At 68.4% G+C, this 10,313-nt stretch carries 11 protein-coding genes and 1 other RNA gene; 6 read left to right on the forward strand and 6 right to left on the reverse strand.

The window, feature by feature from the left end:
- Positions 1 to 143: 143 nt before the first annotated feature.
- From ribH to thiL, 3 genes are all read left to right on the forward strand, one after another.
- On the forward strand, positions 144 to 611 hold the full coding sequence (ribH, locus tag IAE41_RS11665; RefSeq protein WP_079220615.1) for a 6,7-dimethyl-8-ribityllumazine synthase: 468 nt from the start codon (positions 144 to 146) through the stop codon (positions 609 to 611).
- Positions 608 to 1,087: a transcription antitermination factor NusB gene (gene nusB, locus IAE41_RS11670; RefSeq protein ID WP_079220616.1), complete on the forward strand. Its 480-nt coding sequence runs from the start codon at positions 608 to 610 to the stop codon at positions 1,085 to 1,087. The genes ribH and nusB overlap by 4 nt, the downstream gene beginning before the upstream one ends.
- A gap of 217 nt (positions 1,088 to 1,304) precedes the next feature.
- The gene (gene thiL, locus IAE41_RS11675) at positions 1,305 to 2,261 is read left to right on the forward strand and encodes a thiamine-phosphate kinase (protein WP_200733258.1); all 957 of its coding nucleotides are present in this window, start codon (positions 1,305 to 1,307) and stop codon (positions 2,259 to 2,261) included.
- 65 nt (positions 2,262 to 2,326) lie between these two features.
- Here thiL and IAE41_RS11680 read toward each other — a convergent pair whose 3' ends face one another.
- The 5 genes from IAE41_RS11680 to IAE41_RS11700 all read right to left on the reverse strand — a co-directional run bounded on the left by IAE41_RS11680 (position 2,327) and on the right by IAE41_RS11700 (position 7,277).
- Positions 2,327 to 2,749, reverse strand: coding sequence for a hypothetical protein (locus IAE41_RS11680; RefSeq protein ID WP_200733233.1), 423 nt, complete (start codon positions 2,747 to 2,749; stop codon positions 2,327 to 2,329).
- A gap of 458 nt (positions 2,750 to 3,207) precedes the next feature.
- Positions 3,208 to 4,593, reverse strand: coding sequence for an FAD-linked oxidase C-terminal domain-containing protein (locus IAE41_RS11685; protein ID WP_200733234.1), 1,386 nt, complete (start codon positions 4,591 to 4,593; stop codon positions 3,208 to 3,210).
- Positions 4,590 to 5,198, reverse strand: a complete 609-nt coding sequence (locus IAE41_RS11690; RefSeq protein ID WP_200733235.1) for a metal-dependent hydrolase — start codon at positions 5,196 to 5,198, stop codon at positions 4,590 to 4,592. Before IAE41_RS11690 ends, IAE41_RS11685 begins: the two co-directional genes overlap by 4 nt.
- The gene (locus IAE41_RS11695) at positions 5,198 to 5,566 is read right to left on the reverse strand and encodes a YraN family protein (protein ID WP_200733236.1); all 369 of its coding nucleotides are present in this window, start codon (positions 5,564 to 5,566) and stop codon (positions 5,198 to 5,200) included. Before IAE41_RS11695 ends, IAE41_RS11690 begins: the two co-directional genes overlap by 1 nt.
- Positions 5,556 to 7,277 carry a penicillin-binding protein activator gene (locus IAE41_RS11700; protein WP_200733237.1) on the reverse strand — a complete coding sequence of 574 codons (1,722 nt, stop codon included), beginning with the start codon at positions 7,275 to 7,277 and terminating at the stop codon, positions 5,556 to 5,558. The genes IAE41_RS11695 and IAE41_RS11700 overlap by 11 nt, the downstream gene beginning before the upstream one ends.
- Before the next feature lie 81 nt (positions 7,278 to 7,358).
- Here IAE41_RS11700 and rsmI point away from each other — a divergent pair, with 81 nt between their 5' ends.
- Together rsmI and rnpB are read left to right on the forward strand one after the other, a co-directional pair.
- Entirely contained in the window at positions 7,359 to 8,177 is an 819-nt protein-coding gene (gene rsmI, locus IAE41_RS11705; RefSeq protein ID WP_200733238.1) for a 16S rRNA (cytidine(1402)-2'-O)-methyltransferase, read from the forward strand.
- A 136-nt stretch (positions 8,178 to 8,313) separates the two neighbouring features.
- Positions 8,314 to 8,665, forward strand: an RNA gene (rnpB, locus tag IAE41_RS11710) — RNase P RNA component class A.
- A 64-nt stretch (positions 8,666 to 8,729) separates the two neighbouring features.
- On the opposite strand, the gene IAE41_RS11715 is transcribed toward rnpB, so the two are convergent.
- Entirely contained in the window at positions 8,730 to 9,530 is an 801-nt protein-coding gene (locus tag IAE41_RS11715) for an NRDE family protein (protein WP_200733239.1), read from the reverse strand.
- Between the two features lie 323 nt (positions 9,531 to 9,853).
- Between IAE41_RS11715 and mraZ the strand changes: the two genes are divergently transcribed.
- Complete coding sequence (mraZ, locus tag IAE41_RS11720; protein ID WP_004143635.1) at positions 9,854 to 10,300, forward strand: division/cell wall cluster transcriptional repressor MraZ; 447 nt, start codon at positions 9,854 to 9,856, stop codon at positions 10,298 to 10,300.
- The last annotated feature ends 13 nt before the right edge of the window (positions 10,301 to 10,313 follow it).

Consider the following 10,313-nt stretch of genomic DNA (forward strand, 5'->3'; position numbering starts at 1 on the left):
TGGGGGGCCCCCCCACGGGGGGCCACCCACGGTGCGTGCCGACCGTTGGTCGGCACATCCTCCCCGCCCCCCTGGTAGGTGCCGACCGTTGGTCGGCACACCATGCGGTAGAATCACCCCCTAATCGAACCCCCAAGCCGCATATGAGCCACTACGAAGGCGATCTTCGCACCCCCGAGTCGGCGCGCTTTGCCATCCTGGCCAGCCGCTGGAACGCCCGCATCACCGATACCCTGGTTGCTGGCGCCCGCCAGAGCCTGGCCGGCAACGGCATTGCCGAAGCCAACATCGACGTGATCCGCGTGCCGGGTGCCTGGGAACTGCCGCTGGTCGCCGCGCGCCTGGCCGCCGCCCATGAACACGCCGCCATCCTCACCCTGGGCTGCGTCATCCGTGGCGATACCCGCCACTACGAACACGTGGCCGACCGCTGCGCCGAAGGCCTGATGCGCGTGCAGCTGGATTTCGGCGTGCCGGTGCTGAACGGCGTGCTGGCGGTGGAACGTGCCGAGGATGCCGAGGCCCGCGCCGGTGGCAGCCATGGCAACAAGGGTGAAGAAGTCGCAATCGCTGCATTGGAAATGGTCAACCTGCTGGAGCAACTGCCATGAACAAGAACACCCAGGGCAAGCCCTCCGGTAAACCCGTCCGCCGTGATGGCATCGACCCGGTGCTGCGTTCGCGTGCCCGCCGTCGTGCCGTGCAGGCGCTGTACGCCTGGCAGATCTCCGGCGGCAACGCGCAGTCGCTGATCGCCCAGTTCGCCCACGAACAGGCCCGCGAAATCGCCGATCTGGCCTATTTCGAAGCGCTGGTGCATGGCGTGCTGGACAACCGCCGCGACATCGACGAAGCCCTCGGCCCGTACCTGGACCGTGGCATTGAAGAAGTGGACGCCATCGAACGCGCCGTGCTGCGCCTGGCCGGCTACGAGCTGCGCTTCCGCCTGGACGTGCCGTACCGCGTGGTCATCAACGAAGCCATCGAATCGGCCAAGCGCTTTGGTTCCGAGCATGGCCACACCTACGTCAACGGCGTGCTGGATCGTGCCGCCGTGGAATGGCGCAAGGTCGAATCGGGTCACTGACCCCCTGCGTCCCGCATCGTTCGTTGAACGGCGCGGGAATCTGCTTCGGTAGAGTCGACTGTCAGTCGACTGCCTTTCGATCAGCAGTCGTAGTGTCGGACGGGAGAGCAGTCGACTGACAGTCGACTCTACCCCGGCGGTTCCATCCGATCGGCACGATCTGCCCGCATTCGCGCCCGCCGCCCATCCATGCAACCCGCCGGAGCGCCCCATGTCCCTGGCCGAATTCGCCCTCATCGACCGTATCCGCGCGCGCACCAGCGAGCGCGACGACATCCTGCTCGGCATCGGCGATGATGCCGCGCTGCTGCAGCCGCGTGCCAACGAACACCTGGTCGTCACCGCCGATACGCTCAACAGCGGCGTGCATTTCCCGGCGGAAACCCCTGCCTACGACATCGGCTGGAAGACCCTGGCGGTCAACCTGTCCGATCTGGCCGCGATGGGCGCACGCCCGGCGTGGTGCACGCTGGCACTGTCCCTGCCGGACACCAGCGAAGAGTGGATCGACGCCTTCGCCGAGGGTTTCTTCGCCCTGGCCGACCAGCACGACATGGCCCTCGTGGGGGGCGACACCACGCGCGGCCCGCTGTCGCTGACGGTGACAGCGATGGGCCAGGTTGGCCGCGGCCAGGCGCTGCGCCGCGACCGCGCCCAGGTGGGTGACGATGTCTGGGTGAGCGGCACGATCGGTGATGCCGCCGGTGCACTGAAGCTCTGGCAGCAGGGCGCGCTGGACGTGGCCACCGCCACCCTGCTGGGTGACTACGAAACCCTGCGCCTGCGCCTGCTGCGTCCCACCCCGCGGGTCACCCTCGGCCTGCGCCTGCGTGCCTTCGCGCATGCCGCAGTCGATATCTCCGATGGCCTGCTGGCCGATCTGGGCCATATCGCGGCGCGCAGTGGCGTCGCCGCCCAGATCGATGCCGACGTGCTGCCGATCTCGCCCGAACTGCGTGGCCTGCTGGGCCGCGACGGTGCGCGTGAGTGCGCGCTGCGTGGCGGCGACGATTACGAACTGTGCTTCACCGCTGCAGCCGACCAGCGCGATGCGCTGCTGTACCTGTCCGAATCGCTGGATGTGCCGCTGACCCGCGTCGGCCGCATCACCGAAGGGCAGGGCGTGCAGGTCGATGGTGAACCCGCCAGCGGCGGATACCAGCACTTCGCCTGATACAGGAACACGCCGGGCATGGCCCGGCGCTACCGCGTAGCGGTGCAGGTGCGGGATGGCGCCCGCTACGCCGCGCGTACCTGCACACCCACGTACTCGGCCAACGCGCGGCAGGCAAACAGAATCCCCTCGCGCGCGGCATCGCCCATCTGTGGGTTTTCATCGCCATCCACGCGGGTGCGTTCGATGGCGTGCAGCAGTTCCAGCAGGAAGGTCTGCCCGGCATTGGCACGATCGATGCCCGCCAGCGCCATGCACTGGCCCGGGGTATGGCCATCGCTCGGCCACGGCTGGCCATCGGCGGCTTCGCCCTGGCGGATGCGCTGCAGGCAGTCCAGCACGGTGATGCTGCCAGGCGTGTACTCAGAGTCATTCGCCGCCGGTGCGGCGGCAAGCGTGCGTTCCAGTGCGCGTGCCAGCTCATCGGGCAACTGCTTGGCGGCTTCGCCCAGCGTGGCGAACAGGCAGGGATATTTGGTTGCGGTCATCTTGGCGTCCTTGTGCATGAAACCGGGATGCCACCTGCGCGGGAATGCGAGGGTGGCGGACGATGCGTGGCTCCAATACCGGTTGTAATCATGCGAAACGCCGGCGGGCCGAGACCCTCCACGCACCGCCCGCCATAGATGCGCGGACAGAATGCCTGCCGACGCCACGCACACGGAATGCGCGACGCCGGCAGACAAGCGTAAACAACATGATTACAGAACGGAATTGGAGTCCCGTGCCACCCGTTGTCGGTGGCGCGCCCATGATTGGCCGCAAGCGCCTGGCGCCCAATGAGGAAAGTTGCAAAGTAGAAAAAATACGAATCATTGCAGCGTCGCGGCGAAGAACGTCAACGCATGCCGATTGCGACATCTTCTGTAGCGCCGAGCCCACGCTCGGCGGCTTGCGTGAAAGCGTCAGCCGAGCATGGGCTCGGCACTACAGGGTTGCGTGCGGGCTACGCCGCCGGCAGCACCTTGCCCGGGTTGAGAATCCCATCCGGGTCCAGCGCCGCCTTGATCGCGCGCATCGCCGCCAGCGTCTCCGCGGTGAACGCCTGGGCCATGAAATCGCGCTTGGCGATGCCAATGCCATGTTCGCCGGACAACGTGCCGCCCAGTGCCAGCGTCAGCTCAAAGATCTTCGGCAGCGCGGCCTGCGCGCGTGCGTTCTCCTCGGCATCCTCAGGGTGGTAGAGGATGTTGACGTGCAGGTTGCCGTTGCCGGCATGGCCGAAGGTGACGATGGTGAGCATGTAGTCGCGCGCCAGTGCCTGCACGCCGGCCACCAGATCGGGAATGCGCGATACCGGCACCACCACGTCTTCGTTGATCTTGCCCGGGGCAACACTGCGCAGCGCGGGCGACAGCGCCTTGCGGGCGGCCCACAGCTGGTCGCGGGCGCGGCCTTCCATCGCCACGTCCAGTTCGATCATGCCCTCGCCTTCGGCGGCGCTGGCCAGTGCCTGCAGCAGGTAGGGCAGGGTGTCGTGGTCGCCATCGGCTTCGACCAGCAGCATCGCGCCGGCCTCGGGAACGTCGGCGCCATTCAACCGCAGCAGCTCCAGGCTGCGTGCATCCATGAATTCCAGGCGGGTGGGCACGACCGGCTGCGACATCAGCCGCGATACGGCGGCAGCGGCGGCGTCGGCGTCGCGGTACAGCACGCGCAGGCCGGCCTGGCTGACCGGCAGCGGCGTCAGCTTCAGGGTGGCCTCCACGATGAGTGCCAGCGTGCCTTCGCTGCCCACCAGCAGATGGGTCAGGTCGTAGCCGGTGGCATCCTTGGTGTAGGCGCCGCCGCAGCGGATCACTTCGCCGGCGCCGGTGACCGCCACCAGCCCCAGCACGTTGTCGCGGCTGGTGCCGTACTTCACCGCGCGCGGACCGCCGGCGTTGCATGCCAGGTTGCCGCCAATGCTGCAGATATCCGCACTGGAGGGGTCCGGTGCCCAGAACAGGCCGTGCGGCGCCAGCGCCTGCTGCAGCGTGCCGTTCAGGACGCCGGGCTGCACCACGGCGCAGCGGTCACCGGCACGGATGTCAACGATGCGGTCCATGCGGGTGAACGAGAGCACGATGCTGCCCGGCTGCGGCACCGCCGCGCCGGTGGTGCCGGTGCCCGCGCCGCGCGCCACCAGGGCCACGCCATGCGCGCGGCACGCACGCACCAGGGCCTGCACCTGCCCGATATCGGCCGGCAGGGCCACGGCTTCCGGGCGCTGCCGGCGCCAGGAATTGTCCTGCGCGTTGGCCTCCAGCGCGGTGTCATCCACGCGCCAGCCCTCCGCGCCCAGCAGGGCGGACAGTTCGGCAACGAGGGGGGCGGGCAGGGCAGTACTCATGAGGGTTCCCGGGGAACGGCAGGGGCAGGGTGGATCAGTTTCCAGGCGACCACGGCGGTGGCCAGCGGCAGCCACACCCAGCGCAGTTCGGACAGCAACGTGGCCAGGCCACGCGCGCTGAAGAACTGCGGGGCAAACGGTGATACGCGGATCGGTCGCCACGGTGCGAAGAAGCGGTGCTCGCTCCACGGCCAGGCCAGGGCAACGCCCAGGCCGCCCGAGGTCATCGCATCCAACAGCGGATGGCTGGCCGCGCAGACGAAGACGAAGGCCGCGGCCTGCGCGGTCGATGCCGCGGTTGATCGCGCCGTGGTAGATGCCAACCTTGGTTGGCACAGAACCGCCGACCAAGGTCGGCGACTACCAAAGAACGCCAGCGACGCAGCAAACGCGGCCAGCACGCAGGCAAACAGCAGCGAATGGCTGGCGCCGCGGTGGCCGAACGCATCGGCATAGGGAATGTGCAGGGCGAAGGCCAGCACGTCGGCATCGGGCAGCATGGCGGCGATCACGCCAGCGGCCAGCAGCCGCGGCGGAATGCGGCCGCGGTCAGCGGCGCACCACAGCGCCAGCGGCACGGCGGCATGGGTGATGATCGACGGCATCAGCAATCATCCAAACGGAACGCATCACGCAGCCAGTGCAGCTGCGGCGGATCGCCACTGGCGTCCACCACATCGAAACGGCAGGGCGCGTCGGCCAAGGCAGGGTGATCCTGCAGGTACAGCAGCGCGGCGTGGGCCAGGCGCCGGCATTTGCGCGCATCCACCGAGGCGGCGCCGCCACCGAAATCCGAACGTGCGCGGTAGCGCACCTCCACGAACACCACGGTGCCCGCGTCGTCCATCACCAGGTCCAGTTCGCCACCGCGGTAGCGCACGTTGCGTGCGCGCGGCTGCAACCCGGCCTGTTGCAGGTGCTGCTCGGCGGCGGCTTCCACCGCCGAGCCCCGTTGCAGGTGCTCAGCGACCACCGACGATCGGCATCGGGCGGCCACCGCTGAAGGTGGACCACGCCGGCTGGCGCAGGATGTTGCCGTTGCTGTCCAGGTACAGCGTACCGGTGGCGCCATCCAGGCCGCCTTCGTTCGACAGCTTTTCCAGGTAGGCGCTGATCTTCCACGCATCGGCACCGAAGGCAAACAGGCGACCGGCGGCACCGCGCGCGCTGGGCAGGGTCTGGCCCACCTGTGCGGCCGACGGCACGCCGGACACGCTGCGCACGTTCCAGGCTTCGTTCGGGTAGATGATGCCGTCCAGCGCCACGTCTTCCTCGGCCTTGCCGCTGCCGGTGGTCAGCTGGCTGGTGCCGACGCGGGTGGTACCACCGGCACCGGCCAGGGCCAGCTGCGGCGCCAGCAGCCGTGCCTGCGGCGCACGCACCGCCAGGAACACCGCATCGATCTGGCCGGCATTGCGCACCTGCGCACTGACATCGCCCACGGCTTCAGCCACGGCCACCGTGGCGGCCACCTGGCCACCGCGCTGGGCGAAACGCTGGGCGAAGGCGGCAGCGGCGCGGCGGCCGGTGTCGTCGTTGCTGCTGATGACCAGGGCGCGGTTGCGCTCGCGGCCACGCAGGTACTCGGCGGCCACGATGCCATCGTCTTCCGGTGCCAGCGAGAAGCCCGCGCTGCCAGCCGGCGGCGCATCCTTGCCACGGTTCAGCGCCAGCACCGGCACCTGCAGCGGCTGGCGGCCATACACCGCATCCACCTCGTCGCGGCCCAGCGGGCCGACCACGAAGTCGGCGCCGGAGGCCACGGCCTTGTCATAGGCCGCCAGCGCGCCGGCAGGCGTACCGGCGGTATCGAAGAAGTTGATGTCCGGGCGGCGGCGGCTTTCACCGTAATAGGCGGTCAGCAGGCCATCGCGCACCGGCTGTGCGGCGGTGGCCAGTCGGCCGCTCAGCGGCAGCAGCACGGCCATCTTCGCCGGCGGGCGGTAGCCGTCGCTCATGGCCGGCGGGCGCTTGCTGGTATCGAACTGGGCCGCGCCCTCGCGGTCGAACGGGCGCGGCAGCGGCAGGCCACGGGCGATCAGCGCGCGGCCAGCGAAGTTGTACAGCGGGTCGTTGGCCGGCAGCGCGGCGGCACGGCTGCGCAGGTTGGCGTCGTCCAGCGTGCCGAGCAGGCCGGCGATGGCGGTCTGGTTCTCGCTGCGGGCGGTGCCCGCAAGGCCGGCGTGGGCGCGGGCGCGCTCACCAGCAGCGGCGAAGCCGTCACCACTGGCCTGCAGCGCGGCGGCGCGGGCCAGGTGCCAGCGCGTGCGCAGGCTGGGGTGCACGTTGTCGCCCGGGTCCTTCAGCAGGACCAGCACCTGTGCAGGCTGCTGGTCGGCCAGGGCCAGCTCGGCGCTGGCCAGCTGGAAGCGCTGCAGGCTGGCGCCGGACAGCTGGCGCGCGGTCAGCTGGCCCAGCAGGCTGCGCGCGCGGGCGCTGTCACCGGCCAGGTGCCAGGCCCAGGCCGCATCGGCCAGGGTGTTGCTGCGGGCACCGCCGCGCAGGGTGGCGGCCTGCGCTTCCAGCTGCAGGGCAGCGTCGCGCGGCTTGCCTTGTTCGATCAGCGCCAGCGCCTGGCTCTGGGCCGGCGATTCGGGGGCGCTGGTAAGGCTGGTGGTGGCACAACCGGCCAGAAGCATCAGCGACAACGACAGGGCGGAGATGCGTGCGGCGGGCTTGTTCATGATCGGGTCCATGCGATGAGGGCAGCGGCCGTGGCCAGGTACACGCTAGGATTCTACCCTTGCCCCGTGAGTACCGCTGAAATGAGTGTGCCAACCCTGTATGTCGTCGCCACGCCGATCGGCAACCTGGCCGATATGAGCCCGCGCGCGCAGGAGGTGCTGCGCTCGGTAGCGGCCATCTGTGCCGAAGACACCCGCCGCAGCGGCCAGCTGCTGTCCCATTTCGGCATCCAGCAGCCGCTGGTGGCCCTGCACGAACACAACGAAGAGGCGCTGTCGCAGCGCCTGGTGGCGCGCCTGCAGGCCGGCGAGTCGCTGGCCCTGGTCAGCGATGCCGGCACGCCGCTGGTCAGCGACCCGGGGTTCCGCCTGGTGCGCGCCGCGCGTGCGGCTGGCATCAAGGTCAGCCCCATTCCCGGTGCCTGTGCGGCCATCGCCGCGCTCAGCGTGGCCGGCCTGCCCAGCGATCGCTTCAGCTTCGAGGGCTTCCTGCCCGCCAAGGCCAGTGGCCGCCGCGACCGCCTGCAGGCGCTGGCCGGCGAGGTGCGCACGATGGTGTTCTACGAATCGTCACACCGCATCGTCGAATCGCTGGCGGACATGTCGGCGATCTTCGGCGCCGAGCGCCCGGCGGTGCTGGCGCGCGAGCTGACCAAGCTGTTCGAGACCGTGCTGGACGGCGATCTGGCCGGCCTGCTGGCCAGGGTCGAAGCCGACGAGAACCAGCGCAAGGGCGAATTCGTGGTGATGGTGCAGGGCGCTGGCGACGATGCCGAGGCGCAGCTGGCGCACGGCCGCCACGTCTACGCCAAGCTGAGCGAGCACCTGCCGCCGTCGACCGCCGCCAAGCTGGCGGCCGAACTGACCGGTGCCCCGCGCAAGGCGTTGTACGGAAGCTGATGGATGGCCGCAGCCACGCATGGCGTGGCTCTACTGATGCATCCGCCAGTAGATCCACGCCATGCGTGGATGGATGAACCAGGCGCCGCGATCAGCACGGCAGAAAAGGCGTGTGTGCGCTAGAATGCGCGTTGGCGGAGCCGGCCAGACAGTCGCGTCATCCCTTCGGGGGTGCCGAGGAAAGTCCGGGCTCCATAGGGCAAGGTGCCAGGTAACGCCTGGGCGGCGCAAGCCGACGGAAAGTGCAACAGAAAGATACCGCCTACGTCTTCTTCGGAAGGCCGGTAAGGGTGAAATGGTGCGGTAAGAGCGCACCGCGAGTCTGGCAACAGACCGGCACGGCAAACCCCACCTGGAGCAAGACCAAATAGGGATCCATTGGCGCGGCCCGCGTTGGATCCGGGTAGGTTGCTTGAGCGTTGCGGTGACGTAACGCCTAGAGGAATGACTGTCCACGACAGAACCCGGCTTATCGGCCGGCTCCGCCTCCATTTCTCGAATCGGCAATTCCATCCACGCATGGCGTGGATCTACCGGGTACGCGCGATCAATTCAGAAGTCGACGCGGCTTTCGCCCAGGAACACGCCCTGCGCGCCGAAGCGGCGTTCGTGCATCTGCCCATGGCCCGCGGCATCGATCAGCAGCACCGTGCTGGCGCGCGTGCCGTAGTCGTCGCCACGGATGAAGGCCGGGCTCAGCCAGCGCTCGCGCTCCAGGCCGATGCCGGTGTCGGGCAGCTCGCTGTCGGCGGGGCGGTGCTCGTCGGCGAGGGCATTCCATAGCGGGGTCAGGTCTGGGGTCAGAGCCCTTTCGCTTTGCGAAAGGGATCCGACCCCGTCGGCGGCCCCGTCGTCGTCCAGCCAGGTCGAGAGTGCGGCCATCAGCCGGCGGGTCTTCGGCCAGGGCGCGTCCAGGGCGCCGTTGGACATGCCGTGTACGCCCGGTCCCAGCGTCTGGCGCTCGGCAGGATGGTTGCCCAGGTACTCGAGGCTGTCGCTATCGGCCAACAGCAGGTTGAACGGGGCATACGCCGCGGCGATGCCGGCCAGGCGGTCCATGTGCACGGCGGCCGGTTCGCGGCCGCGCAGGAAATCGGCCACCAGCGCACCGCGGGAAGGACCGGCCTGGGCGGCCAGCGGGTCACGCACGTTGGTGACCACGGCCATGCGGCCGGCACTGCCTGCACCGGCCCAGCCGCCGCCCGAACGCAGGTCGCGCCCGCCGATGATGGACGGCTCGCCCTGCCAGGGGGCCAGGGCCGCCGTCGGGCGGGCGTGGAACTCATCGCGGTTGCCGGTCATCACCAGTCGCCAGCGCGGGTGATGCAACCAGCCAAGAGCAAGCAGGCACATGGCGTCATTGTGCCCGGTTTGCGCAGAGCGACGCCGCTTTCAACCCGTTTTTGATGAATGCGCAGCCCATGTTTCACGCGCTCTCCACACCCCTGAACTTCTGTTCAATCTCAAAAATTGAGACGGATCAGCAACTTGTGGATAAGCCTTGAACAATTCTCTAAACATTGCTGCAAGCCATTGATGTGGCTGGCGATTTCCCCGCTGAAAAGTTGTTGACAACCCTAGGGCCGCTGCTAAGGTGGGCATCAGAGGGAAATCCGGGTGTTTTGTGGGTTTTCGTGGTTCAATGTTTCACCGGGCGAAGGAAAGGTGCACGCGTCGTGTTCCAGGGCGAGACGGCCATCACAGTTGACGATAAAGGACGCATGGCGGTTCCCACCGCCTACCGCGACCTCGTCGCGCGTGCCAGCAACAACCGTCTTGTTCTTACCTACAACCCGTTCGAAGCCGGCTGCCTGTGGCTGTATGCCGAGTCGGAATGGGAACGGGTCCGCGACGACGTGATGTCCAAGCCCAACACCCAGCGTGTCGTACGCCTGTTGCAGCAGAAGCTGGTCGGTTCGGCCGCCCATCTCGAGCTGGACGGCAACGGTCGTATCAGCATTCCCGCCAGCCACCGCGGTGCGGTGGGCATTGAAAAAAAGGCGGTATTGCTCGGTATGGGCGACAAGTTCGAATTGTGGAGCGAGCAGGCGCATCGGGCCCTGATCCAGCAGACATTGTCTGACGAGGATCTGGGTGATGGGTTGCTCGACCTGAAGTTGTGAGCCGGGGTGCCCG

This window comes from Stenotrophomonas sp. S39 (genome assembly GCF_016624665.1).
GTDB lineage: Bacteria > Pseudomonadota > Gammaproteobacteria > Xanthomonadales > Xanthomonadaceae > Stenotrophomonas.

What these genes read in the sequence shown, in the direction of transcription:
- ribH (WP_079220615.1), top strand. Translation starts at nt 144, where the DNA reads ATGAGCCACTACGAAGGCGATCTTCGCACCCCCGAGTCGGCGCGCTTT.
- nusB (WP_079220616.1), top strand. Translation starts at nt 608, where the DNA reads ATGAACAAGAACACCCAGGGCAAGCCCTCCGGTAAACCCGTCCGCCGT.
- IAE41_RS11680 (WP_200733233.1), bottom strand. Translation starts at nt 2,749, where the DNA reads ATGACCGCAACCAAATATCCCTGCCTGTTCGCCACGCTGGGCGAAGCC.
- IAE41_RS11685 (WP_200733234.1), bottom strand. Translation starts at nt 4,593, where the DNA reads ATGAGTACTGCCCTGCCCGCCCCCCTCGTTGCCGAACTGTCCGCCCTG.
- IAE41_RS11690 (WP_200733235.1), bottom strand. Translation starts at nt 5,198, where the DNA reads ATGCCGTCGATCATCACCCATGCCGCCGTGCCGCTGGCGCTGTGGTGC.
- IAE41_RS11700 (WP_200733237.1), bottom strand. Translation starts at nt 7,277, where the DNA reads ATGAACAAGCCCGCCGCACGCATCTCCGCCCTGTCGTTGTCGCTGATG.
- rsmI (WP_200733238.1), top strand. Translation starts at nt 7,359, where the DNA reads ATGAGTGTGCCAACCCTGTATGTCGTCGCCACGCCGATCGGCAACCTG.
- IAE41_RS11715 (WP_200733239.1), bottom strand. Translation starts at nt 9,530, where the DNA reads ATGTGCCTGCTTGCTCTTGGCTGGTTGCATCACCCGCGCTGGCGACTG.